The 25,831-nt window shown below is 45.9% G+C and carries 25 protein-coding genes and 3 other annotated features; of the genes, 5 read left to right on the top strand and 20 right to left on the bottom strand.

Going from position 1 to position 25,831, the window contains the following annotated elements; all coding sequences use genetic code 11:
- The first annotated feature begins 71 nt into the window (after positions 1-71).
- Entirely contained in the window at positions 72-2,147 is a 2,076-nt protein-coding gene (locus AC0OMU_RS20035; protein WP_474241439.1) for a transglycosylase domain-containing protein, read from the top strand.
- 293 nt (positions 2,148-2,440) lie between these two features.
- Here the strand turns inward: AC0OMU_RS20035 and AC0OMU_RS20040 are convergent, their stop codons facing one another.
- Together AC0OMU_RS20040 and AC0OMU_RS20045 are read right to left on the bottom strand one after the other, a co-directional pair.
- On the bottom strand, positions 2,441-2,992 hold the full coding sequence (locus AC0OMU_RS20040) for a YwhD family protein (RefSeq protein WP_474241592.1): 552 nt from the start codon (positions 2,990-2,992) through the stop codon (positions 2,441-2,443).
- Positions 2,974-3,633, bottom strand: a complete 660-nt coding sequence (locus AC0OMU_RS20045; protein WP_003243167.1) for a site-2 protease family protein — start codon at positions 3,631-3,633, stop codon at positions 2,974-2,976. Before AC0OMU_RS20045 ends, AC0OMU_RS20040 begins: the two co-directional genes overlap by 19 nt.
- A 108-nt stretch (positions 3,634-3,741) precedes the next feature.
- On the opposite strand from AC0OMU_RS20045, the gene AC0OMU_RS20050 reads away from it, so the two are divergent.
- Positions 3,742-3,930, top strand: a complete 189-nt coding sequence (locus AC0OMU_RS20050) for a 2-hydroxymuconate tautomerase (RefSeq protein WP_003222038.1) — start codon at positions 3,742-3,744, stop codon at positions 3,928-3,930.
- A 42-nt stretch (positions 3,931-3,972) separates the two neighbouring features.
- Here the strand turns inward: AC0OMU_RS20050 and AC0OMU_RS20055 are convergent, their stop codons facing one another.
- The 7 genes from AC0OMU_RS20055 to AC0OMU_RS20085 form a co-directional block, all read right to left on the bottom strand.
- Positions 3,973-4,392, bottom strand: a complete 420-nt coding sequence (locus tag AC0OMU_RS20055; protein WP_003227535.1) for a MarR family transcriptional regulator — start codon at positions 4,390-4,392, stop codon at positions 3,973-3,975.
- Between the two features lie 119 nt (positions 4,393-4,511).
- Positions 4,512-6,428, bottom strand: coding sequence for a threonine--tRNA ligase (gene thrS, locus AC0OMU_RS20060; RefSeq protein WP_015483843.1), 1,917 nt, complete (start codon positions 6,426-6,428; stop codon positions 4,512-4,514).
- A gap of 53 nt (positions 6,429-6,481) precedes the next feature.
- Positions 6,482-6,703 (bottom strand) — a binding site (T-box leader).
- A 31-nt stretch (positions 6,704-6,734) separates the two neighbouring features.
- Positions 6,735-6,956: a binding site (T-box leader), on the bottom strand.
- Positions 6,957-6,989: 33 nt separating this feature from the next.
- Positions 6,990-7,218 (bottom strand) — a binding site (T-box leader).
- A gap of 46 nt (positions 7,219-7,264) precedes the next feature.
- Positions 7,265-8,674 (bottom strand): MFS transporter, encoded by a 1,410-nt coding sequence (locus tag AC0OMU_RS20065; RefSeq protein ID WP_015384945.1) that lies wholly within the window; start codon positions 8,672-8,674, stop codon positions 7,265-7,267.
- Positions 8,674-9,144 (bottom strand): Rrf2 family transcriptional regulator, encoded by a 471-nt coding sequence (locus AC0OMU_RS20070; protein WP_014478304.1) that lies wholly within the window; start codon positions 9,142-9,144, stop codon positions 8,674-8,676. Before AC0OMU_RS20070 ends, AC0OMU_RS20065 begins: the two co-directional genes overlap by 1 nt.
- A 111-nt stretch (positions 9,145-9,255) precedes the next feature.
- Positions 9,256-9,756 carry a YwgA family protein gene (locus AC0OMU_RS20075; RefSeq protein ID WP_003227524.1) on the bottom strand — a complete coding sequence of 167 codons (501 nt, stop codon included), beginning with the start codon at positions 9,754-9,756 and terminating at the stop codon, positions 9,256-9,258.
- A 35-nt stretch (positions 9,757-9,791) separates the two neighbouring features.
- On the bottom strand, positions 9,792-11,093 hold the full coding sequence (locus AC0OMU_RS20080) for an HD domain-containing protein (RefSeq protein WP_015483845.1): 1,302 nt from the start codon (positions 11,091-11,093) through the stop codon (positions 9,792-9,794).
- A 158-nt stretch (positions 11,094-11,251) separates the two neighbouring features.
- Positions 11,252-11,476, bottom strand: coding sequence for a YuzB family protein (locus AC0OMU_RS20085; RefSeq protein WP_003222050.1), 225 nt, complete (start codon positions 11,474-11,476; stop codon positions 11,252-11,254).
- A gap of 213 nt (positions 11,477-11,689) precedes the next feature.
- Between AC0OMU_RS20085 and rsfA the strand changes: the two genes are divergently transcribed.
- Positions 11,690-12,466: a prespore-specific transcription regulator RsfA gene (gene rsfA / locus AC0OMU_RS20090; protein ID WP_015384948.1), complete on the top strand. Its 777-nt coding sequence runs from the start codon at positions 11,690-11,692 to the stop codon at positions 12,464-12,466.
- A gap of 143 nt (positions 12,467-12,609) precedes the next feature.
- Here the strand turns inward: rsfA and AC0OMU_RS20095 are convergent, their stop codons facing one another.
- From AC0OMU_RS20095 to pta, 4 genes are all read right to left on the bottom strand, one after another.
- Positions 12,610-13,500, bottom strand: coding sequence for a carboxylate/amino acid/amine transporter (locus tag AC0OMU_RS20095; RefSeq protein WP_015384949.1), 891 nt, complete (start codon positions 13,498-13,500; stop codon positions 12,610-12,612).
- A 166-nt stretch (positions 13,501-13,666) separates the two neighbouring features.
- On the bottom strand, positions 13,667-14,512 hold the full coding sequence (gene ywfL / locus AC0OMU_RS20100; RefSeq protein WP_015483847.1) for an octanoyl-[GcvH]:protein N-octanoyltransferase: 846 nt from the start codon (positions 14,510-14,512) through the stop codon (positions 13,667-13,669).
- Positions 14,513-14,560: 48 nt separating this feature from the next.
- The gene (cysL, locus tag AC0OMU_RS20105) at positions 14,561-15,460 is read right to left on the bottom strand and encodes a cysJI operon transcriptional regulator CysL (protein WP_014481233.1); all 900 of its coding nucleotides are present in this window, start codon (positions 15,458-15,460) and stop codon (positions 14,561-14,563) included.
- A gap of 145 nt (positions 15,461-15,605) precedes the next feature.
- A complete protein-coding gene (gene pta / locus AC0OMU_RS20110) occupies positions 15,606-16,577 on the bottom strand; it encodes a phosphate acetyltransferase (protein ID WP_015384952.1) in 972 nt (323 codons plus the stop codon).
- A 269-nt stretch (positions 16,578-16,846) separates the two neighbouring features.
- On the opposite strand from pta, the gene hemQ reads away from it, so the two are divergent.
- Both hemQ and bacG read left to right on the top strand, forming a co-directional pair.
- Positions 16,847-17,611, top strand: coding sequence for a hydrogen peroxide-dependent heme synthase (gene hemQ / locus AC0OMU_RS20115; RefSeq protein ID WP_003227507.1), 765 nt, complete (start codon positions 16,847-16,849; stop codon positions 17,609-17,611).
- 132 nt (positions 17,612-17,743) lie between these two features.
- Complete coding sequence (gene bacG, locus AC0OMU_RS20120; protein ID WP_038427997.1) at positions 17,744-18,523, top strand: NADPH-dependent reductase BacG; 780 nt, start codon at positions 17,744-17,746, stop codon at positions 18,521-18,523.
- Positions 18,524-18,538: 15 nt separating this feature from the next.
- Here bacG and bacF read toward each other — a convergent pair whose 3' ends face one another.
- The 7 genes from bacF to AC0OMU_RS20155 form a co-directional block, all read right to left on the bottom strand.
- Entirely contained in the window at positions 18,539-19,738 is a 1,200-nt protein-coding gene (gene bacF / locus AC0OMU_RS20125) for a transaminase BacF (protein WP_173614351.1), read from the bottom strand.
- Complete coding sequence (gene bacE / locus AC0OMU_RS20130; RefSeq protein ID WP_014481236.1) at positions 19,739-20,923, bottom strand: bacilysin exporter BacE; 1,185 nt, start codon at positions 20,921-20,923, stop codon at positions 19,739-19,741.
- Entirely contained in the window at positions 20,920-22,338 is a 1,419-nt protein-coding gene (gene bacD / locus AC0OMU_RS20135; protein WP_063334837.1) for an alanine--anticapsin ligase, read from the bottom strand. Before bacD ends, bacE begins: the two co-directional genes overlap by 4 nt.
- An 18-nt stretch (positions 22,339-22,356) precedes the next feature.
- Complete coding sequence (gene bacC / locus AC0OMU_RS20140) at positions 22,357-23,118, bottom strand: dihydroanticapsin 7-dehydrogenase (protein WP_322839986.1); 762 nt, start codon at positions 23,116-23,118, stop codon at positions 22,357-22,359.
- 2 nt (positions 23,119-23,120) lie between these two features.
- Positions 23,121-23,828: a 3-((4R)-4-hydroxycyclohexa-1,5-dien-1-yl)-2-oxopropanoate isomerase gene (gene bacB, locus AC0OMU_RS20145; protein WP_113712951.1), complete on the bottom strand. Its 708-nt coding sequence runs from the start codon at positions 23,826-23,828 to the stop codon at positions 23,121-23,123.
- On the bottom strand, positions 23,818-24,432 hold the full coding sequence (gene bacA, locus AC0OMU_RS20150) for a prephenate decarboxylase (protein ID WP_009968341.1): 615 nt from the start codon (positions 24,430-24,432) through the stop codon (positions 23,818-23,820). Before bacA ends, bacB begins: the two co-directional genes overlap by 11 nt.
- Before the next feature lie 152 nt (positions 24,433-24,584).
- Positions 24,585-25,823, bottom strand: a complete 1,239-nt coding sequence (locus tag AC0OMU_RS20155) for an MFS transporter (protein WP_015384960.1) — start codon at positions 25,821-25,823, stop codon at positions 24,585-24,587.
- Positions 25,824-25,831 lie beyond the last annotated feature (8 nt).

Below are 25,831 nucleotides of genomic sequence, written 5' to 3' on the forward strand. Positions count from 1 at the left end.
GTTCTGCGATGTTTAAAAACGATCTTTTTTTCTCATAATAGTAGAAACATAAAAAAAGGGGGGAACCCGTTGTGGATGCAATGACAAATAAACGGCTGAGACTGACGCTGAAAACCGTTCGCGCCTTTATCTTTTTAGGGGCTTTTGCGGCCTTGGCGGCAGCTGCCGTGTTTATGACTGTCATTTTGATAGCCAAATACCAGGGCGCTCCCTCGGTGCAAGTGCCGCAATCCACGATTTTGTATGCGAGTGACGGCTCAAAGCTCGGGGAAACGAACTACGGCGAAAAGCGCTATTGGGTCCCCTTAAAGGACATGAATCCGACGATCGTAAAAGCGACAGTGGCGATTGAGGACCAGAATTTCTACGATCATCACGGCTTTGATTATAAACGCATGGCCGGCGCGGCGCTTGCTGACCTGAAAGCATTTGCCAAGGTTCAGGGTGCAAGCACCATCACCCAGCAATATGCGAGAAACTTATACCTTGAACACGACAAAACGTGGAAACGGAAATGGAATGAGGCGTTCTATACGATCCGTCTGGAACAAAACTATTCTAAGGACGAGATATTAGAAGGCTATTTAAATACGATTTACTACGGACACGGCGCCTACGGCATTGAAGCAGCTTCCCGCCTGTATTTCGGCAAGCATGCCAAAAACCTGACGGATGCGGAGGCGGCGCTTCTGGCAGGAATCCCGAAAGGACCTTCCGGCTATTCACCGTATGTCAATGAGACGAAGGCCAAGGAGCGCCAGAAAACGATTGTGCGGATGATGGAAAAGCAGCAGATGATCAGCCAAAAGAAAGCGGATGAACTGATCAAGGAACCTCTTTCCTATCAGCCTTTGAATAAACAAGTTTCCAAGAGAAAGGCTCCTTATTTCTATGACAATGCGATGAGAGAGCTGGAGAAAAAGCTCGGCATGACACGGGAGCATATTGAAACGAGCGGGTTAAACGTCTATACAACGGTAGATAAACGGATGCAGCGCATCGCCGAGGAGACCATTACCGAAACGGTTAACGCGGGCTCTGACATTCAAGTCGGGTTTTCAGCCATTGATCCCCGCACCGGAAACGTTCTCGCTCTTGTCGGCGGCAGGGATTATCAAAAAAGCCCGTTTGACCGGACGACACAGGCGAAGCGCCAGCCTGCTTCGACGATCAAGCCGCTGCTGTACTATAAAGCGATTCAGAGCGGATTTACGCCAGTCACTTTGATGAAAAGCGAAGAAACCGAGTTTCAAATTGACGCAAAGGGAGAAACCTATTCTCCAAGCAACTATAACGGATACTATGCCAACAAGCCGATTACGCTTCTGCAGGCGCTGGCGCTTTCCGACAATATCTACGCTGTGAAAACGCATCTTTTTCTCGGCACGAACAAACTTGTAAAGACGGCAAAGGAATTTGGCATTACCGCCCATCTTCAAGCACTGCCGTCTCTGGCACTCGGCACCGAACCCGTACGCCCGATTGAGATGGTCAACGCCTATGCCATGCTCGCAAATGGCGGAAAGAAAATCGAACCGACTTTTATTTCAAGGGTAACGGACGCAGCCGGCCACGTGCTGTACGAAAACCCGAATCAGCATAAACAGGTGCTTGATGAAAAAGCCGCTTTTGTCACAGCGAGTATGATGACAGGCATGTTTGATACCGATTTAAATGGATATACGTCGGTTACGGGGCGAACGATAGCCAACCGCCTGACAAGAACGTATGCCGGAAAATCAGGAACCACCAGCGCAGACAGCTGGATGATCGGCTTCAATCCGAAGCTGGCCGCAGGTGTTTGGACCGGCTATGACAAAAACAGCACCATCGACTCGGTCGAAGAAAAAAGCTATGCTAAAACCATTTGGGCGGACTTCATGGAGGACGCGCTCAAAGGCGAACCAGAAACCGCGTTCAAGCCGCCAAAAGGCGTAACCGGTGTGTACATTGATCCGGAAACAGGCTACTCATCAGGTCCCGGCTGTGCCGCTAAGCATTACACATATTTTGTGAAAGGCACAGAACCAGCAAACGTGTGCTACGGGGCAGAACCCGCAAAACAAACAAAAGACCGGCTTCCATCCAAAGAAAAGCCCGCTTCCGAGAAAAAGTGGTGGGACAAATGGCTGGGGCGACATCATTGAAAATAACCCGGCTCCTCGGAGGCCGGGTTATTCGTATGGTTCCTTCATAATCGATGGAAGAATGTTAGACAATCGAGCTGAACAATCAGTTTTGGGATAAAGTGGTGAATTTCTTATTTCTTCGACGCCGGCTTTCATCTCCCAGTCGCCGACTCATATCCCCCTAAAAAATGAAAAACCCCGAGTCTTGTTTCGGCTCGGGATTTTCCATGTCCTATTTCTGTATCACCAGTTTACTCAATGTTTACGAAAAATATCTCAAATACTTTAAAAGTTCACAGAAAATTCATAAATTAATTGTTTTCCGGAAGCAGGCTCGTTTTTAACTCATCTGAGGAACGGTCCCATAGGCCCTGATCATGCTTTTTCAGAAATTCGCCTAGTACACGCTTCGAGCTGTCGTCCATTTTATCAACGATGATTTTCCGTTTCATGGATTTATCCATCAAATTCACATGCTCAGGCAGCGACTTGTAGCCTCTTCTGATGCTTCTGTCGACCGTCATTTCACAGGCTGTCACACCAGCGTAATAAGGCCCCTCTTCTTTTCTGTCAATCGTTACCCACACAAGCCAGTATGGTTTTCCGTTCGGAACTTCTTCTTTATTCGGGAGAAATTTAATTCCTTTTTCAACGGTGCTGCGGGCATGCATGGCGCCGATGTCTACGAACGCTTCTTTTTCCTCTACATCAACGAATACGGGAGAAATGTTATCAAGGCTGAGTGCCCCTACGCCAAAACCACCGTGTCCGTCTGTCGGATCACTTTTGATAATATTAAACCCGATTGATTTTTTCTTTTTTTTCTTCCATGAAGTTCTACCTCCTACAAAAGCGGTTGAAATATCGCTGAAAACAGCTTTAAAATCGAATCTCTTCCTGCATTGAGCATCGGCCACAGCACGTAAGATCCGAGCGGTGTCACAAACAGCACCAAAAATACGATAAAGCCGTAGCTCTCCGCCTGCGTCATTTTGGCACGCACGCCCGGCGGAACGAGATCTTCTATAATTCGATAGCCATCGAGCGGAGGAAGCGGCAGCAGATTAAATAAAAACAAGACAAGATTCAGCTGTATCCAAATAGAAAAAAACTGATCCAGCCCCGTGCTGAACGCCGCAAGCATTTCCATTCCGTACGCATGCATCAACACTAACAAAAAGAAACCAATAAACGCAAGAATCAGGTTACTGACGGGCCCGGCTATAGATACGAGCACACCGGCAAGCCGGGGTTTCTTAAAGAAGCGGCGATTCACGGGAATGGGGCGCGCCCACCCGAAGCCGGCCACCAAAATCAAAATGGTTCCGAACGGATCAAGGTGTTTAATGGGATTCAGCGTCAGTCTTCCTTGTTTTTTCGCCGTATCGTCACCGAATTTGTATGCGACATAAGCGTGGGCAAGCTCGTGCATCGTAAACGACACAATTAGCGTGATGACGAGGTATGGCATTAAAGATAACGGATAATATAAGAAACGGTCCAAGTGAGATATCCCTCTTTCTCAAAATGCAAGAATTTACTTTATTCAGTATACTATAAGAAGCCTCTTTTTCTAAAGAGAGGAAACGAGATAAAGGAGGATTCAGCACCCATGCCATACGTAACTGTCAAAATGCTCGAAGGCCGTACAGACGAGCAAAAACGCAATCTTGTCGAGAAAGTAACAGAAGCCGTAAAGGAAACAACCGGTGCTTCTGAAGAAAAAATTGTTGTCTTTATAGAAGAAATGAGAAAAGACCATTATGCCGTCGCAGGCAAACGCCTGAGCGATATGGAATAATCTCTATAAAGCCGGCGCTTCGCGCACCGGCTTTTATTATCCCTATTGAGCCAGCTTCGCAATAATCGCCAAGAACGTCTCTTTCTCTTCGGCTGTTAAACGTTCAAACATGCCGTCAATCAGCTGCTGGCGGTTTTCGATCATTTGTTCAGCCGCTCCCCGGCCCGATTCAGAAAGCGTAATCCATACAGTGCGGCGGTCATTGTTATTTCTGGATCTCTCAATAAACCCTTCCTGCTCTAAATGATTCAGAGCTGTGGTCGTGGCAGAGGGAGACAGTGTGACCTCCTTCAAAATATCCTTTATGGTGCAGCTCCCATGTCTGTATATGATCCGCAGAATAAACCCTCTTACATTATTCACGTGTTTCGGAACGGTGGCTTCATCTAATTGCTTCGTGCTTTTCAAATATTTTGTAAGTGCGTGATCCAGCAAATTTGCTTCCAGTTTGTCATGGTCCATGTCAATTTCCCCATTTCGAGATGCATTCATAACATACGAACGATATGATTTACTTATTATTTTACTGATTCCGAATAGGGAAAGTCAAAAAAGCAAAATGTGAATTCACAGCTTTTATCCTACATGCCTCGATTTTCCACCTGTTTCACAAGCTTATCTTTGAATGTCTGAAAAGGAACATGTTCATTCTGCTGATGTCCGAATCGGCGGACGTTTACCGCATCCTCCTGCTCCTCATGATCTCCAAGCACCAGCACGTACGGGATTTTCTGCACCTGCGATTCTCTGATTTTATAGCCCAGCTTCTCATTGCGCTCATCAATGCCGGCTCTTATCCCCACCTGCTTCAGCTCCGCCTGCACTTTTCTGCAATAGTCTAAGTGAACGTGCGAAACCGGTATGATTTGAACCTGGAGCGGTGCGAGCCAGACTGGAAAAGCCCCGCCGTAATGCTCGATCAAAATGCCGAAGAAACGGTCGATTGAGCCGAAAACCGCTCTGTGGATGACAACGGGACGAACCTTCTCATTGAGTTCGTTGATATATGTTAAATCAAATTTTTCCGGCATTTGAAAATCAAGCTGAATTGTCGCGCATTGGTGGCTCCGTTTCAGGGCATCTTTTATGTGGAAATCAATTTTCGGCCCGTAAAACGCCCCATCACCTTCATTGATCTCATAAGAGAGGCCAAGCTCCTCAAGGACGCGTGCTAAGGCACATTCCGACGCTTCCCAAAGGCTGTCATCGCCTAATGAATCCTCCGGGCGAGTCGAAAGCTCAACTGAATACTCGAAACCAAATGTCCGATATACCTCATCAATCAGCCGAATCGCTTCTTTGATCTCACTCTCAATCTGATCCTCCCGAACGAAAATATGGGCGTCATCCTGACAGAACGTCCGAACGCGAAGCATTCCGTTTAAAGCGCCGCTGTATTCATGGCGGTGCACCTGTCCGAATTCCGCCATGCGAATCGGCAGATCCCGATAAGAATACAGGCTGTTTTTAAAAATGAGCATATGGCCGGGACAATTCATCGGCTTCATTGCGAACCTTGTATCATCCACTTCTGAAAAGTACATATTGTCGCGATAATGGTCCCAATGGCCTGACTGCTCCCATAACCGCTGATTCATCATAAACGGCGTACGCACCTCATCGTAGCCGGCATTTGTTTGCAGCTCACGCGAGAAGCGCTCCAGCTCATTGCGGACAATCTGCCCTTTCGGCAAATAAAACGGCATCCCCGGCGCTTCTTCAGAAAACATAAACAGCCCTAACTGTTTGCCGAGCTTGCGATGGTCTCGTTTTGCCGCTTCTTCCAGCATATGCAGGTGCGCATCCAAATCTTTTTTCTTTTGAAACGCAACCCCGTACACCCGCTGCAGGACTTCATTTTTGCTGTCTCCGCGCCAATAAGCGCCTGATACTCTTGTCAGTTTGAACGCCTTGATCATTCCTGTAGAAGGGAGGTGCGGCCCGCGGCACAGGTCAACGAATTCCCCTTGCTGGTACAGTGTGATATCCTCCCCACGCGGAATATCCTTTAAAATCTCAAGCTTGAGCCGCTCGTCTTTTTGTGCAAACAGCTCTTCAGCCTCTTCGTAAGAAACCTCCATACGTTTGATTTCAAGGTTTTCATTTATTATGTTTTTCATTTCTTTTTCGATGGCCTCTAAGTCTCCTGATGCCAAGCTTTTCCCCAGCTTCATGTCATAGTAGAAGCCGTCTAAAATCACAGGCCCTACCCCCAATGACACTTCGCCGTACAGCCGTTTTACTGCTTGGGCCAGCACGTGCGCTGTTGTGTGGCGAAGCACCTGCAAGCCTTCTTGTGAATCGAGTGTGACAATCGAAAGCTCAGCATCTTCCTCCAGCTTGAAACTGAGATCAACAAGCTTGCCGTTGACCTGACCTGCGGCCGCTTTCTTTTGCAGACTGGAACTGATAGAACCAGCCGCTTCTTTGATTGTGATGCCTTTCGGATATTCCTGGATCTGTCCGTCCGGAAGCTGAATGTGTACATGTTTACTCATTTTAGAACACTCCTTATTCATTGTTGTATATAAAAAAACACACCCGTCCCGCAGATAGGGACGAGTGTGTGATTAACCCGTGGTTCCACCCAAGTTCCCGACAAATACTATGTTGTCGGCTCGGTGCTGTAACGCAGCATAGACGGCATTGGATACTTCAGTTCCCCAATGCTGCTCCAAGGCGGTAAATGATATTCCTAAGCTGGGAAGCTCTCACCTTTCCTTCCCTCTCTGAAAACCGTAACTATCATTCGTGTCCTTTTCATCGCATGTATTCAATTCATAAAAAAACACACCCGTCCCACAGATAGGGACGAGTGTGTGATTAACCCGTGGTTCCACCCAAGTTCCCGACAAATACTATATTGTCGGCTCGGTGCTGTAACGCAGCATAGACGGCATTGGATACTTCAGTTCCCCAATGCTGCTCCAAGGCGGTAAATGATATTCCTAAGCTGGGAAGCTCTCACCTTTCCTTCCCTCTCTGAAAACCGTAACTATCATTCGTGTCCTTTTCAACGCATTTATGTAGTTCATATAAAAAAACACACCCATCCCTCTAAAAGGGACGAATGTGTTGATCATCCGTGGTTCCACCCAAATTCCCGATCAATTACACATGGTGATCGGCTTGAAGATGCTGTAACGCAGCATGACGGTATCAGATACTTGTTTTCCCCGATACGGCTCAAAGGCGGTAAGCTGCTTTCCCTGCGTTAGGAAGATCTCAGCTGTCCTTCCCTCTCTGGAAACCGTAAAAAGCATCTCGTGTCCTTATCAGTGCCTGTTGTTTCAATAATTTTTTATATCTTACTATATATTCCCACAAAGCGCAATCAGTGATTTACATTTTTTTCTGACGCAACAGTTCCGTTATGGGCAACCAGAAACAGCCATACAAGCAATGCAGCGAGGCTGTATGCCGCTCCCATCATCAAAAACGTAAACCCGGCACCGGCATACCAAGTGGCGGACAGATGAATAATCACCCCGGTTATCGCTACGCCGACCAAGGCTCCGATTTGCCGGTTTGTATTTAACGCCGCACCGGCGATATTCGCATGTCTTTGCCCGGCAGCCTGCATGATCACAGTTGTCATGGCAGGAACTGTAATACCGGTACAGAGGTTCATAACAGACATCAATACCGCCAGCTGCCAATAAGGAAAATCCGGAGAAATCAGCACAAACAACAGCAATGCAATGATACAGCTGACCGCCATTGATACAAACATAAGCTGCCCGGCTTCAAACCGATTCGCCAGACGGGCAAACAGCAGATTGCCGATCACGAAGACCGCCATCATCGGCAGCAGCTCCACTCCAGCCATAAAGGAACTTGCGCCTCCTGCTTCCTGCAAAAAAAGGCTGAGCATAAACATGCCGCCAAAAAGGGCGAAATTCAGCAAAAACCCGATAAATTGGGCAGCTGAGAAGCGGCCGCTTTTGTATAAGGACGCCGGCAGGATGGGTGCTTTTGCAGAAATTTCCCGCAGCAAAAACAGCACAAATGCCAAAATCGCTGCAGTAAATGCTACAAGAATCACTGGCGAGCGCCAGCCCACTGAAGGCCCCTGTATCAAAGCATAGGAAAGAAACCCGAGAGCCATCATGCCAAGCAGATGCCCAACGATGTTCACGCGGCTGCTTTTTCCCGGAACGCGGCTGAGGATTCGGTAAGCTGAAATGAGCGCAGCAGCCCCTATTGGCACATTGATCAGAAAAATACTCTGCCAGCCCGCCAACTGTACCAGCACTCCCCCGATAAAGGGCCCAAGGCCTGAAGCGGCGGAAACAAGCGCGGCCCACAGCCCAAACATTCTCGCCCGCACCCGCTCATCAGGATAAGAGGCAGCCAAAAGGCTGAGTGAGCTTGGCATAAACAAAGCTGCTCCAATTCCCTGTATGAGACGTCCGGCAATCAGCATCTGCCCATTTATAGATGCAGCGCATACACAGGAGGCCAGAACAAAAACGGCTAGACCTAAGATATAGATCGTCTTCGAGCCGAAACGGTCAGCCAAGGCTCCGCCCGCCAGCAGAAGCGACGCAAAAGTAAGAATGTACCCGTCCACAACCCATGTTACACCTGAAAGTGACATTGAAAGAGTGTTTTTCATATCCGCCATCGCCACATTCACAACGGTCACATCAAGAGTTGCCATGAGGAAACCAAGTGCGAGCACGATCAGTACAGATATTCCTGTAGATGAATCTGTTTTGTGTAAAGATCCGCTATTTTTCATTACAATTGCCCTTTCACTTGCTTGATTACCCAATCATCTATTTTTTCAAGATCATACAATTCCCCGACTCTGTCCATGACATGCTGCAAGGATTCTTCTCTCATGAGATTGGCCCATTTATCCTCGATTTCCCCCATGACTGTCTCCAGCACACAGTGACTTTCTCCCTCAAATACAGATTGCAGCAGGCCTTTCCCCTGATACATCGAACCTCTGCCTTCAACCGCTTGATAAACATCATAAAGCGTAATGTCCGCCAAAGGCTTCGTCAGGGTAAAACCGCCCTTCGTCCCTGGTAAGGATTCTGCCAAACCGGCTTGAACTAATGTTCTCATCAGCTTCTTCAAGTAAGACGGAGACACACGCAATCGCTGGCTTATAGCCTCTGACGTCAAAGAAGCCTGTACCGGCAGCCGTGACAGTAACAGCAGCACAGAAACCGCCTGCTCCATTCCTGATTTCATTTTCATCCTATTCACTCCTGATTCATTATGGATAACTATTATCCATAATGAATCTCTTAGCAGATTTTGTCAATAAAAAAAGCAAAAGAAACGGATCATTTCTTTTGCTTGGTATGGTTAACAAATCTGCTTCAGTTCCTCTATGTATTGAAGCGCTTCGTCATATTCTTCATTTGTATATTTTTGCTTGCTTTTGATGGTAAAGACTTTTTCTTTCTTTTCCTCATCCTCAAGCCCGTCAAAGTAAAGGATCGTGGAAACAAGCTCTAAAAACCGTGATGAACGGCTGTTTACACTGTCAATATAGCCTTTCATATCCGGCATGTCCAGATCAGCATGGTCTAAAAATGCGGAGCCTGTCTCAGTCAGCGAATACCGGTATTGAAAGTAGCCGCCCTTTTTTTCCTTCACCTCATGCAGAAATCCAAGGTTGCACAGCTCTTCAATCTGGAGCGTCAGTTCCTCTGAATATGGTCCGTAAAAGTGAAAATCATATTTCTCATAGAAAGGAAACTGCATTTTCTTGGCGATATAAATCATTTTCTGCAGCTTCTTTCGCCCGATGATTTCTCCAGAATCCGAGAACACCTTCATCAGTTTTGCATGTTCTTTCAACAAATTCCCGACATCTCCTTTTTCCTTCTTTCCAATTTCTATGTCAGTCCCAGCAGCTGCCGGATTTTCATTTTCGCTTCCGGATGTTTAGAGCCGTCACAAATCAAGTCCTTTGGATAGTAAAGCTTGTGGTCCGTCCGCCGTTTACCTGAGATGGATTCCACAATAGCCGACTGCCTGGACAGCTCTTTAATTTGGCCGTTTTGCGTCAAGAGATGGATCGGCAGACGCTCCTCTTCCTCTCCCGGTCGGTAAAAATCGTATGGCAGATCTGATGAAGAATCAACGACCAAATAATAGCTCGGATCGATTCCCGCCTCTTTGAACAATGAGGTCAGCTCAAAATAAGCCGACATTTCTTCATTCGGATTGAATTCAACGTATTGGAACAGCTGGCGGTTAATGAATCTGCGGCACAAGTCGGATAAAATCGCGTCTTCTTCCTCCTCCCAGGCCTGGAAGTAATACAAAATAATAGATTCATCCAGCTTTACATAATCCTCCAGTGTCAATTTCCCTTCAAAAATAGAATAGAAATGAACCGGAGCGTGAGTGAAGACATAGCCTTCATCGTGCAGCTGCTTCGCCCTGTGAAGAATCTTCGTTAAAATAACCTCTGCACTTCTAGTCACAGGATGGAAGTAGACCTGCCAGTACATTTGGTAACGGCTCATGATATAGTCTTCGACAGCGTGCATTCCGCTTTCTTTAATGACGATCTGATCCTCGCGCGGCCGCATCACCCGAAGAATCCGCTCCATATCAAAATGGCCGTAGCTGACGCCCGTATAATATGCGTCGCGCTGGAGGTAATCCATGCGGTCTGCGTCAATCTGACTCGAAATCAGGCTGACCACTTGCTTGTTTTTATATGTTTTGGCAATGACTTCTGCAACATCCTGAGGGAAACCCGGGCTCACCTTTCTGAGCACCTGATTAACCTCCGTGTCTCCCAAAATGATATCTCTTGTAAAATCCTCGTGGTCAAGGTGAAAGACCTTTTCAAATGAATGCGAGAACGGCCCGTGCCCGAGGTCATGAAGCAGCGCCGCGGCCAAACAGAGTTCGCGCTCACTGTCATCCCATTCAGGGCGGCCTTTAAAGACGTCATCAACCATTCTTCTGACAATTTCATAGACACCGAGAGAATGGTTGAACCGGCTGTGCTCAGCCCCATGGAACGTCAAATAGGTCGTGCCGAGCTGCTTAATTCTGCGGAGACGCTGAAATTCACGGGTTCCGATTAAATCCCATATCAGCTTGTCCCGAACATGAACATAGCGGTGCACCGGATCTTTAAACACTTTTTCTTCTGATAATTTTCCATTTGGATACGCCATCGTCATTACCTCTTTTTTTAGCCGTGTTTCTATTATATCGACTCTATTCTTTGAAAACATCCTTGAATTTGCCCGGCGATTTGTTCCATCTTCATGAAAAACACATCTTGTGAAGCAAAAAAGCCTGACCTGAGGGCCGAGGCTAAGAAAAAATATGTTTACTTTTTTATTTTCTTTTTTACTTTGTCAATCAGCTCATCCTCTGTCGGAGCTGACAGCGGGCGATTGTTCACAAAAGCAAATGATTTTTTCCGTCCGGGCCCGCAATAAGATTGGCATCCTACCTCAACCTTTGCGTCCGGGTCCACTTCTTTCAAACGCGGCAGCAATGTTTTGATATTAGTGGCTTGGCAATCATCACACACTCGAAATTCATTAGCCATGACGTACGCTTCCCTTCATTTCTATGTTCATCTATGTGAATAACCTAAAATCGTTTTAAAAAAAAATCACATCACTCTTCATTTTACAAGGATTCGACTGTTCCTGCAAGCCGCTCCATCCTTCGTATCTCCTATTCTTTCAGCCAATTTGTATAAATATTTTCCAACCTGGACATTCTAATACCATGAAAAGAAAAATGGGAGTTGAGATAAATGACAAAACAGCGACAAGACGCTTGGTCAGAGGAAAACGATCTGCTTTTAGCCGAAACAGTGCTTCGGCATGTGAGGGAGGGCAGCACTCAGCTGAACGCCTTTGAAGAAGTCGGCGATAAATTAAACCGGACATCCGCAGCCTGCGGATTCAGATGGAACGCAGTGGTCCGCCATCAATATGAAAAAGCGCTTCAGCTTGCGAAGAAACAACGAAAGCAGCGGATGAGAGCGCTCGGAAACGGGCAGCCTGCGAAAAAAAGATTATTATATCAGCCTCCTGCCGTTGATCCTGAAATCACTCAAGAAACCGCTGCAGAAGAGCCGGTTAAAACGGAAACACCATCTGTCGAAAATGAGCAACCTTTAATGTCTGGCGAACATATGCCTTTTGTTGATGAGAGCTTTAAGGAAGAGTTAGCTAGTCTATCACACTTATTGTCTCCTCAAACGCCTGCAGCTGCGCCTGAGATGACGATGAATGATGTGATCCGCTTCCTTCAGAATTACGAAGGCAATAACGAGCAATCATCAGCATTAAAAATGGAAAACGAGCGTTTAAAGAAAGAAAATCAGGAATTGCAAAACAAAACAGAGCAGCTTGAGGCAGAAGTTCAAAAGCTTGAAAAAGACCAAAAAACGATCCAAGAAGATTATGAAACCTTGGTGAAAATTATGAACAGAGCCAGAAAGCTAGTTTTATTTGAAGAAGATGAACATGCCTCTCCGTCCTTCAAAATGGACCGGAACGGCAATTTAGAAAAATTAGCGGAATGACATAGAAAAATCCCAAAACGGGCAGCTGTTTTGGGATTTTCGCCATGTGCAAAATTCCCTTTTCTATTGAGAAAAGAGAATTCCCTCATTTTGCAGCCGGATCAGCTATTCTTGTAAAATGAGGCCAAGCTTATGTGAATCTATTAAGACATGTGAGCTGCCTCGGCCGTTTTTTGTTTCCGAGGCGCAGCAGAAATGACCAAAAGACCCAGCATCATAAGCGCAATGCCCAGCCACGAGGAAGGCGAAAGCATTTCCCCTATGAAAAACACGCCAAGCAATGAAGCCGTCAGCGGTTCAGCTAAAGACAGCGTGACCGCCGCCGAAGCCGGAACCCCTGTAAGCCCTTTCGCAAACAAAAAGTATGCGGAGCATGTTGCAATTAACCCGATGTAAAGGCTTGTTCCCAGTCCTCTAGGGGTCAATATCCACGAGATATCTGACTGCCATAGTAGCGGCGTCAGCAAGATGGCGCTGATCATAAAGACAACAGCGGAGGTCGCTCGCGGAGGCTGGGTTATCATCATCGCTTTACTGATGAGCGTATAGCCCGCAAAAGAAGCACCAGCTCCAAGCGCCATAAGAACACCAGCCACATCAATCCGAACATTGGAACTGTCGGAAAACAGAAGCCAGCAACCCGCTAAAGCCAGCACAGTCGCAATCCACCAGGAGTTTCGCGGGCGTTTCTTCAATACGGCCCACTCGAGGGTCCCGGCAATGATAGGCGCACTGCCGATGGCAATCACAGTTCCCACCGCAATTCCCGTTTCTTTAACAGCTGTGAAAAACAGCGGCTGGTAACACGCCATACAAACAGCGGCTAAAAATACGAGCGGCCATGACCAATTTTTCACGTGAAGCTCCCGGCTGATCCAAACCGCAAGCAGCATGGCGCTTCCTCCTATTAATAACCTGAACGCTCCAAATGCCAGCGGTGTGGCGCTTTCTGGAGCCAACGCCTGAACGGTTCCCGTGGTCCCCCAGAAAAAAGCCGCAATCAATACAAAAAGGCTGTAAATATTCCCCTTCATCTGCCTCTCCCCTTTAATATGGATGCTGATGTCATTTTATCGTTTTTCTTTTTGTCGTGGTTATCTTTATGTAAGAAGGATTTATCTGAAAATAAGATTATTGGGGTAAATGCCGCTTGAAATAAAAAATGCATGCCGGCATATACAGCCGGCATGCGAAGAACGTTCACCCAAATACCTTTGCATTCCGCTCAGCCATCCGCACGAGGTTTTTCTCAAATTCCATTTCCTCATCAATGGACAGTCCAGCTGAATAAAGATGGGTGCTTAACACTTTTAATTCCGTCAATAAAGCGAACATTAAGTCTTGTACGGAGATGTCTTTTTGCAGAAGCTCACTTAAGGACGCCATCGTTTCCGGACGTATTTCCGGATAGACGCCTTTTTTATCGTTTTGTTTGTCTTTCAGCGCCGCTTGATAGAATCGTCTGATCAAGTCGGCCCTTTCACTGCCGCTTTTATCCGCACAGAGATAAATTTGAACAGCGACTCCGCCGCGAACGCGTCTCTGAGAGATGCCGGCGAACTTTTTGCCATTTATACTGAGGTCATAGCTGCCGGGACAATAAGACCCTTCAATTTCATAGGCTTCGATCTTTGCGTTGTACGGTCTCAGCATTCGCCTCATCAGCTCAACCATCGCTTCATATCCTTTGTCTATATCGATGCCTTTCTTTTCGTCCTCGAATATGAGAGAGATATTTAAAACACCGTCATCCAATACGACGGCAAGACCGCCGGAATTGCGTACGATCACACGGTATCCTTCACTCTCCAGCAAGGAGATGCCATCCTGCAAAAACGGGAGGCGTGTATCCTGTATTCCAAGGACAATTGTATCGTGGTGCACCCATGAGCGCGCTGTCGCCGGCGACACGCCTTTTCCGACGGACATGCACAGCGTATCATCCATTGCGAAGGATTGCTTCGCATCAAATAAAGGGCCGAGGCTGGATTGGTCAATGACTCTCCATTTCGGCTGCATCAGTAAATCAATCGGTTGGTTTGCCATCTATGTAAAACCCTTTCATGTTAGGCTTATTGAACGAAAACTATTATATCATTTCAGCAGCTGTGATTGATAATTGCTTTTCAGCATCGTAATAAAAATTTCTTTATTTTTTGTATTCTCCATGAGAGGAGAATGAATGTAAGACAGCTTGCGCTTTAACGAGAAATCTTTAATATGAAGAATTGAAATTTCGCGGTGGATCAAATCCTTATGCAGCACGCTTCTGGATAGAACCGAAAGTCCCATGCCGTTGATCACCGCTTCCTTTACACCTTGATTGCTGCTGATGGTGAACATTGATTTCGGCCGAAGTCCATTTGAACTGAGTACATGATCGAGATATTCTCTCGTCCCTGAGCCTTTCTCTCTTGTCACCCACGCTTCGTTCTGCAAATCGCTGATCGAAATCTCTTTCCGCCCGGCGAGCGGATGCTGATTTGGAGCGGCAATGCACATTTCATCCTCCATGAACGGTTCAATTTCCAGCTCATTCTCGTTTGTATGTCCTTCAATCAGCCCGATATCAGCCTGAAGCATACGCACACGCTCGCTGACCTCCTCTGTATTGCCAATCATGACATCGAGGTTCAGCTCTGGATACAGCTTTTGCAGCTGGGCCAATAGCGGCGGAAGAATATACTCACCGATTGTAAAGCTTGCAGCTATTTTCAATTCGCCCTTCACATAGTGATGATGCGCATAGATTTCAGCCTTGGCTTGTTCGTAGAGAAACACCATTTGCTTTGCTCTTTGATATAAAATGTCTCCTGTCGGCGTTGTCGTAAAGTGTTTTGGCGACCTGTTCAGAAGAGCCGTTTGAAATTCTTTCTCAAGATTTTTGATATGCAGACTGACGCTGGGCTGGGAGATCATCAGCTTTTCTGCCGCTTTTGTGAAGTTTTTTTCTTCTACCACCGCTATAAACGTTTTCAGCACGTCGTAATACAAAAACCCCACCCCTGTCATTAATGAAATATATGGTTATGATTAGTTTTCTTTATTGTACTCATATCATCCGTCTTGGTAAAGAAGGCTATACGGAAGCGCAAAAAAGGCAGCCCTCGGTCGAGAGCTGCCATCGTCTTCATTTTTATTACAGTGCTTGCGCCGCTGTAATTAATGCGAGATTGTAAACATCTTCAGCGTTACATCCTCTTGAAAGGTCGTTTACAGGCATATTTAAACCTTGCAGGATTGGTCCTACCGCTTCAAAGTTGCCCAAACGCTGAGCGATTTTATAGCCGATGTTTCCTGCTTCAAGGCTTGGGAATATGAATACGTTAGCGTCCCCTTTGATCTCGGAATCCGGCGCTTTTTTCTCAGCTACAGATGGAACAAATGCAGCATCAAATTGGAATTCGCCGTCAAGTGTCAGTTCAGGCGCTTTTTCCTTCGCGATTTTCACTGCATCCGCTACTTTTTCTGTTTCATCAGATTTTGCTGAGCCTTTTGTAGAGAAGCTGAGCATTGCCACGCGAGGCTCAATGTCGAACATTTTTGCCGTATTGGCACTTTCGATCGCAATCTCGGCAAGGTCTTGGCTGTCAGGCGCAATGTTGATCGCGCAATCTGCGAATACGTATTGCTCTTCCCCGCGAGCCATGATGAACACGCCTGAAGTCTTTTTCACGCCTTCTTTTGTTTTGATGATTTGAAGAGCCGGGCGGACAGTGTCAGCTGTCGAGTGAGCAGCTCCGCTTACGAGTCCGTCTGCAAGGCCTTTATACACCAGCATTGTACCGAAGTAGTTCTCGTCTAATAACGCTTTACGAGCCTGTTCTTCTGTCGCTTTGCCTTTACGGCGTTCTACGAATGCTTGTACAAGGTCTTCCATGCCTTCATATGTATGAGGATCATAAATCTTAACGCCATCCAGCGTAAGGTTCAATTCTTTTGCTTTTGCTTGGATCTCATTTTCATTGCCGATCACAATCGGATTCAGCACTTTGTTTCCTGCAAGCTTGCTGACCGCTTCTAAAATACGCTCGTCTAAGCCTTCAGGAAATACAATTTTAACGTCTTTTCCAGCTACTTTTTCTTGCACTGTTGAAAATAAATCTGCCACAATAAAACCTCCTCAAAAAGTTACAAAAACGCTTTCTTTTACTAGCATACTCTTCTTCCAATCAAATTCAAACAGCCAACTTTCATTATAGCGCTTTCATAAAAAAATCTTATTTTTCTAACTAATTTAAGTGACTCAATCTACCCTTATAGGTTCTTCTATTTTGATGGAGTTATACGGAAGGGATGTTCAAGGTTTCTCCACAGTAGAATCGGATAAACTATGGTATAGTGAAGGCAATCATGAAAAGATAATGGGAGTGAAGATAAATGAGTGAACAGCAAATGACAAATGAAGCGGCAAAAACGCTTGACGGCTGGTATGCGCTTCATGATTTCCGCACAATGGATTGGACTTCCTGGAAGCTGCTGTCCAGTGATGAGCGCCAATCTATCATACATGAATTCACCGGGTTGCTTGAAAAATGGGGCGTAGCCCAAAAAGAAGGAAAAGGATCGCAAACTCTTTACAGCATCGTCGGCCAAAAAGCTGATTTTATGCTGATGATCCTTCGTCCTACAATGGAAGAATTAAATCAAATTGAGCTTGAATTCAACAAATCAAGACTTGCTGAGTTCACCATTCCGGCATACTCCTACGTTTCAGTGGTAGAGCTGAGCAACTACTTGGCAAGCGGTGACGGCGATCCTTATGAAAATCCGCATGTGCGCGCTCGCCTTTACCCTGAACTGCCCGAATCAAAATATGTATGCTTCTATCCAATGGATAAAAGAAGATCCGGCAATGACAACTGGTACATGCTTTCAATGGAAGAACGCAGAAACTTGATGAGAAGCCACGGTTTAATCGGCCGCAGCTATGCGGGCAAAGTCAAACAGATCATCACCGGCTCTGTCGGCTTTGACGATTACGAGTGGGGCGTTACATTATTCAGCGATGATGTCCTTCAATTCAAGAAGTTAGTGTATGAAATGCGTTTTGACGAAGTCAGCGCTCGCTATGGCGAATTTGGTTCATTCTTTGTCGGCAATCACCTTTCGCTTGATACACTTCCTCAATTCCTATATGTATAATATCCCCTCCCGCCCTATCCGGCGGGAGTTTTTCAAATCCCCTTTATCAGAATTTAAATAAAATTTGCTATTTTCTTCGTTTTTTCTTACGATGTAGATAATAATCCAATTTTTTCAAAGGGGTGCAGTTATTTGTCAAAACGAACCGCATTTGTTATGGGAGCCAGTCAAGGGATCGGGAAAGCAATCGCTCTGAAATTAGCAGACCAGCATTTTTCCCTCGTCATTAATTCGCGAAATTTGGATAATATTGAATCTGTCAAAGAAGACATTTTGGCCAAGCATCCTGAGGCGAGCGTCATTGTCCTTGCGGGAGATATGTCTGACCGGCATACGAGAGCGGGCATTTTTCAGGAAATCGAATCTCAATGCGGACGGCTTGATGTTCTGATTAATAATATCCCGGGCGGCGCGCCTGATACATTTGATAACTGCAATATAGACGATATGACGGCCACGTTCACTCAAAAGACCGTTGCCTATATTGACGCAATCAAGCGTGCTTCCTCACTGATGAAACAAAACGAGTTTGGCAGAATCATCAACATTGTCGGAAATCTGTGGAAGGAACCCGGCGCCAACATGTTCACAAACAGTATGATGAATGCCGCTTTAATTAACGCCAGTAAAAATATTTCCATCCAGCTTGCTCCTCACAACATTACTGTCAACTGTCTGAATCCTGGTTTTATCGCTACAGACCGTTATCATCAATTTGTGGAAAATGTGATGAAAAAGAACAGCATATCCAAACAGGAAGCAGAGGAACAGATTGCTTCCGGGATTCCGATGAAACGGGTCGGATCAGCCGAAGAAACCGCAGCGCTCGCTGCGTTTCTTGCCTCTGAGGAAGCCTCCTACATCACGGGACAGCAAATTTCCGCTGATGGCGGCAGCATGAAAAGCATATAAAAAACATCCCGCTTTTTAGCGGGATGTTTCTTGTAATGACCCGAACGGCAGGTTCAGCTTTTGAATCCGCATGACAAATTCCCTCAGATCCTCCTGCTTCGACACCATTGATATTCTGACATGTCTTTTTCCGTTGCTTCCAAAAATTTCGCCCGGTGTGACTACGACATGGGCATGCTCCAGCAAGTAATCGGAAAATTGGTGAGATGTCTCAAACGTATTCGGAATTTCAGCCCATACGTAAAAGGTTCCTTTTGGCTTTTCCATCTTCCAGCCCAGTTCCTTTTCGCAAAGCGCCGTAAAAAAGTCAATTCGTTCCTTATAAATTCGTTTCAACGATTCCGTATGCTCCGGATCTCCAGAAAGCGCCGCACTCGCTGCCTGCTGCAGCCCGCCGAACATGCCGACAAATACATGATCCTGAAATTCATTGACGGCCTGAATGATCTTTTCGTTCCCAACCGCAAACGCCATTCTCCAGCCGGCCATGTTAAATGTTTTTGAAAATGAATAAAGCTCTGCTCCGACAATTTTGGCATCCTCTGCCTCAAGAAAGCTGGCCGGTTTTTGATCGAATTCAAACGCTCCGTATGCAAAATCATGAATCAAATGGATGTTATGCTCTTTCGCAAAAGCAGCAGCTCTTGCATAAAAAGCCGCATCAGCCACAGCTCCAGTGGGGTTGTTCGGATAGTTTAAAAACATAAGCTTCGCTTTTTCCAGCACGGCTGGATCAATCTTTTCAAAATCCGGCAGATAGCCATTTTCTTCATACAGCGGCATTTCGTAAAGCTCAGCTCGCGCCATCGTAATCCCTGATAAATATTCAGGGTAGCCTGGATTCGGGACTAAAGCGATGTCTCCCGGATTGAGCAGGCATTGTGTCAGCACATACAAGCCTGCTTTCCCGCCTCCGAAAAGCGCGACCTCCGTTTCAGGATTGATTGTCACTCCGTATTCCCTTTTATAGAAAGCAGCGATCGCTTCCTTTAAAAAAGGATAGCCCCTGAAAGGGCCGTATCCATGAAACGAAGGATTCAGAGAAGCCTCCCGCAAAGCCTCCACAATATGCGGCGGAGTGGGAAGGTCAGGGTTCCCCTGTCCGAGATTAATGATGTGGGCCCCCGTTTTTTCCAATTCCTTTACCTTTTGAAAAACGAGAGAAAACTCCTGCCTTGGAAGTGTCTTGATGACATCGGACGGTGTTATTTCCATCTAAAAGACTCCTTTTTGCTCCGTTTTGTTATCCCGTTCCAAAAACGATTTGTTGACGAGCTTCGTATGCAGAAACAAACCGCATACGATCACGACAATCAGCCCCATAATGACCGGAGCGCTTAGGATGTTAATGAACATTGAACCAATAGAAATGCATAATCCGATAGACGCTTCGGCCACTGAAAAAATGCGCCCTTGAATCTGGTTTGCCGCATTTTCCTGAACCTTCACTTTTGCAAGCACTTCCCCGTATTCCATCGCGATGAAAAAGAGGATCGCCGCGATGACAGAAACAGCGAAAATCGGCGTGAATAAAAACAGCGCCAGTGAGACAATGGATAAAACGGTAAAGTACGTAAGGCCTCTATTGTTGTTAAAGCCCCATTTGCTGACAAGCGCCGCTCCGATGAACCCGCCGAAGCCGATGCAGAATGTGAGGATAAAGTTGCCGATTTCCCCGTCACCCAGAAAGCGGCTGACAATCGGAAAATAGCTGTACACGACTCCCCACAGCAAAGCCATTGTAATCATCGTAAACATGGCGTTTAAAACGAATGCATTGGTTTTGATTTCCTTGAGCCCTTCCTTAAAAGACTGAAAGGCCTCTTTTATGTTTTCAGATTGAATCGGCACAAATTGCAGCTTGATACGGCTGATAAAAAATGCCGAAACCAGGTATGTCACACCGTTAAAGGCAACAGCCAGCTCTACAGATCCGCCTAACAGAAAGAGCCCTCCGGCAGCCGCCCCAACGATAATAGAGATGGTTGTCGCTTTTGCAAATAACGTGTTGATGCTTTTAATATCTGATTCCAAGGACGACATGACAGCGAGACGGGCGGGATTAAAAAACACGCCGCTTCCATAAGAAATAAACAGCAGGGCCAGAAAAATCAGCGGATACTCGCCTTTTGGAAGAAATGTGAGCCCCAAAAAGATGATACCTCTGATGATATCCGTCCACAGCATGATCTTAATTCTGTCTAACCGGTCGACCAGAACCCCCAAAAACGGCTGAAACACCATCGGAATGCTTCTGACCACGATGACCCCGGACGTCACCCAATAATCGTGATAATATGTAGATAAAATGAGCAGGGCAGGGAGAACACAATAGTCTCCCATGAACGATAGCGCCTGCCCGTAAAGCAAGTATTTAGAGTTGGGTTTCAGCTGTTTCATACTGGCAGCACATACTTTGCCGTCAGCTTCGCATGCTGCTGAATTTGTCTGATTGATTCAGCCACATCCTGTGAATTACTGCCTTTCAGTTCAAATGCAGCAATGGAATTGAAAGCTTCAAACAATGTCAAATCAACTGAAGTGCCTGGTGCTGCGGCCGAAAAAGAAACGATTTCAGTATCCCCTTTTAAAAGCCCGTCAGGCAGATCGATCGCTTCAATGACCAAATCCTCAGCAGTTTCTGGAATCTGGCCATTTTGTTTGAAATGCTGCGGGTACAAATGGCAGTCGGCAACATAATAAGGCTCTTGATCCAATAATCCGTCCGGCAGATCGGCGTCTTTTCCGAAACAGAGGACATCTAATAATAATTGCGCCATATCAAGGCCGAAAACCTTTTTAATGTTAGGAATCATATTCCAGCCGGCAAATCTGGCTGCTGATTCTATTAAACCCGGTTCTCTGTTTTTCATTAGCTTGATCTCTGTATGTGTTGCGCAATTTTGCAGGCCAAGCCCTTCATTTGCCTTTTTGGCAGCTTCGACAATTTTCTTTTTTGCCTCTTCATCCAGAATGGACGGCGTAATGTGGGATGTCTCTGTAAACCCGATTTGCGGCGTTTTATCATGAATGGCGATCGGGAAATACTCACCGTCAGCCATGATGCCTTCTATACTGATATAGTCGGAGTACCCTTCTGTTTGATACCAGTCTCCGTACTCACCCTGTAAAAATTCTTCAGCGATAAACGGCGCTTCATACGTAACCGCCTTTGGCACGTTAATTGATTTCAGATAGTCATTGACTCTGTTAAATTCATCTTCTGCCGTCTCAGTGTCCGTAATCAGCGTTACACCGATTGAACTCGCTAAGTATGTAGGCTTTAAGATAAGAGGTGTGCCGATCTCTTCAAGAGCAGCACGGAAATCTTCAAGAGTTGTGACTCGTTTGTTTTTGATCGATTTGACTCCGGCCTTATTAAAAGCGTCCCTCATTTTATTTTTATCTCTGGCATTTTCGGCTGCCTGCACGCCGGCACCTCTCAGGCCCAGACGTTCACAGGCTTTCGCCATCGGAGCAATGAATAATTCATTGTTTGTTGTGATGGCATCCGCCCCAAACATTTCGGCAACCTTGACGATTTGCTCGACGACCTCTTCCTCAGGCTTGTCATGATCCTCATGCGCCCAATAAATGGAGTCAGGATGCTCAAAATCAGCTAAACTCTTAAAATAGTCTGTATCTTTTATGACCGCGACCGAGTATTTTTCAATCAATGCTGCATGGGAGGCTGTAATTGCAAAAGGTCTTGGAATAAAGCTGACCAGGTTATATTTTTCAGCAGCGCTTTTATAAAACATGTGCGGCGGGCAGCCTCCAAGATCAGCGATGACCAATACTGTTTTTCTCTCCATATGTAAAACACTCCTTCTCTATTGTGCGGTGTATCCTCCGTCTGCGGTGATGGCGCTTCCGGTCATATAGCTTGATAAATCCGAGGCTAAAAACAGCATCACGTTTGCGATTTCTTCAGGTTTCCCAAGCCTCAGCAGCGGATTTACCTTCGCCTTTTCTTTTTTGATCTCTTCAAGTGTGCCTTCATTATTTTCAAGGAATGATTTTTCATTCAGCGGTGTGTCGATGATCCCCGGGCATACGCAGTTCACACGAATTTGATGTTTCGCATAATCAACGGCCATTGATTTAGTCAGCTGCAAAACCCCGCCTTTGCTGGCGTTATAGGCAGGAATATCAGGCCATGCCACGAGTCCGCCGACAGAGCACGTATTAATAATGTTGCCCTTGCCGGCGACGAGCATATGCTTGAGTGCATGTTTGCTCATTAAAAACATGCCGGTCAAATTGACTTGCAGCACCTTGTTCCAATCGTTGAGCTCCATCTCATGAATAGGTGCCACGATTTCGATGCCTGCATTATTAATCAATACATCCAGCCCGCCAAATGTATGAACCGCCGATTCAACAGCATACTGACAGGCAGCTTCGTCTGTGATGTCCGTTTGCACAAAGTGCAGCCTGTCATTATTTTCTTTTCGTACCATTGCTTCTCCCTGCTTCTCGTCAATATCCGCCACAACCACATTGGCCTGCTGGCCCAAAAAAGCCTGAACCGCAGCATAACCAATGCCTGATGCGCCTCCTGTTATGAGGACGGTTTTATCGGTGAGGTTCATGATCATTCATCCGCCTTCATTTTTTTTGCTTTTGCTCTGTTGTAGCGCGGCGGGAAGAAGATATTAATCGATTTTGATTCTTTTTCCGAACGGTTGATGGCACCGTGATTTTCACGAGGCTCACAGAAATAGGCTGTGCCGAATTTCATCTCGACTGTGCAGCCTTCGACCGTCATGTCATAGCCGCCGCCGATGCAGATGCCGATTTGTTCATTCCGATGTTTATGGAAAGGCATTTCTCCGCCATTTCCAGGGATTTTGGCAAGCATAATTTCTACCCAATCCTCAACAAAGAACGTGACTTCCATGCCCGGCAGCAGGTCTCTTGTTTTGAAAATATCCAAAAAGTAGTCCTCAGGACTTGTATATGTTTCATCAGCTTTCAGCCGCTTGATATCAATAGCAATCACTTCTTGGTCTGTGTCGTTTCTTGCCCCGTGAGGCACATGCGGCGGCGCGATATAGGCAGATTCCAAGGCTGTCATTTTTCTTGTCACATCTCCGACAGTCATCATCAGCTCGCCAGAAACGACCATGCCGATTTGGACCTCCTTATGCTGATGGGGTTCAACATTGGTATGCGGCGGGACGTAAGACATTAATACTTCAGTATCCCCTCGTACGGTTGAATACTGCCTCACTCCGTTTTCCCATTCAATTAATTTCGGTGTCGGGAAATAAAGCTCCTGCATATCTTCTTTAGTTTTCATCATCAACGTCTCCTTTTCCAAATAATGACCAGCTCATTGGAATGCTTTTGAATGTTTTTACAAAGGTTAGCCCGTACTTTTGCCGTGCAAGCTCATTGGTTAAGGCAATGTCATACAAACCTTCTTTTACTTTTCTTGCGGCTTGACTGGTTGAATTGACTAGTTTGAAACGAACATCTTTGCGGGTAAAATATTTGATTAAATTAATAGGTGAAGGATGTGAAACAATAACAGATGTATCAAGCATATCGTCTCTGAATTCAAAATCAGGACGAACAGCCAGGCCGTACATCGGTGTATCGCACCTGAAGATCTGCAATAGCTGCAAATCCGGCCTCATGTAGAAATGCTTAATGCCATCGTAAGCATGTGGGACGATGGTATATTCCAGCGGGCTTTGGAGCGTCCTTTCGATGCATGATTCAAAAGTATCATGCAAGGACAATTTACTGTTCAGCCCTTGTAGAAGAGTAAAATTGGAAATGAAATGCTTTGCTGCGTACTCACTGCTTGTCCCCTCAGGGCCGAGCGTGTTGACTGTAATGAGTTTGGATAGTGAATCAGTTCTTTTTTTTGTCTGAATGCTATTATCCAATATAATCATGAGCACCAACCAATCTTTTAAAATTTTAAGTAAATTTTATCCAGCGGCAATTGAACTGTCAATGTTTTTTGAAAATATTGATAATTATTCCCATACAAACAAAAAAAACCCTTTATAAAGGGTTTTTAATTATAGGAATTTAGAAACTTTGTTTATTGAGATAAGGACTGATCGGCCTTCTGCTCAAGTTTGCCGTACTTTTTATATGCGAATATACTGAGCACAAATCCGAGGACTGTGATGGCTGCGCAAATCAATCCGACAGCTGCATAGCCGTATGCCACATAGACGGGTCCCATTAAAGCAGAACCTAATGTCACGGCCAGATTCGAGGCGAGGCTGTAAAACACCATGACTTTTCCGCGATGACGCTCTGAGCAGTCACTCAAAATGGTGCTGAGCAGCGTCACCGTCAAACTTTGCATTAATCCCCAAATAAATAGGCTGACGATTAACAGAAACATTGACGCCGGCGCATATGGTAAACACGCCAGCAGAACGCTGATGACCCCCAGCGCAATCAAAAGGGAGCGCATTTTTCCGATGCGGTCGGCTATCTTTCCTGTAATCACACTCATGGAAAACCCGATTCCATAAATCATGATAAATAAGCCCGCAGCCGTGTTTCCTCCGGTAAAAACGTCCTGAAGATAGGTGCCTAAAAAGGAATACATACCGTAAAAACCAATCATATTACAAAAGGTTATCGTGATATAAACAGGTACACGAGGGACTTTCAGCGCATCCCGGAATGTTCCTGCCGGCTCTTCTATTTCTTCCTTGCCGCTGTTTTTATGTTGGGCATGGCGGCGCATTTCAAGGAGAATCAGCAGGACAACTAAAACGCCCATCAAGGCGAAAATCCAAAACGTCCATCTCCAATGCAGGACGCCGCCGATAAATGATCCGAGCGGCACTCCGAAAATCAGCGCCAGCGACCAGCTTGAAACGATCAGTCCCATCACCTTGCCCCGGTATGTATAAGGAACACGATCACCGACAACTGCATAAGCGGTCGGAACAAACGCTCCCGCAGCCAATCCCGAAAGCGCCCGGCCTAAAAAGAAGAAAAAAATATTTTGAGCCAGAGCGCATATCACCGTTCCTATGATAAAGATCATAAGCCCGGCCAATAAGCTCAGTTCTCTGGAGTATTTATCGCCTAATGGAACCAAAAGCGGCGCACCGATAAAAATCATAATGCCGTAAATACTGATAGATAATGCAAGGACACTGACATCTGAGCTGAAGGCTTTTGCTAAATCCGGCAGCAGCGGTGAGATCACAAGCTCTTCAGATCCGGCTGCAAATACCCCCATCGTTAAAGCCAATGCCAACAATAACGGAAAATGATGTTTTGTTTTGATGTCATTGTTTTGATTGCTGTTCATTCTTTCTC

The sequence above is a fragment of the Bacillus sp. FAU18 genome (assembly GCF_056033885.1).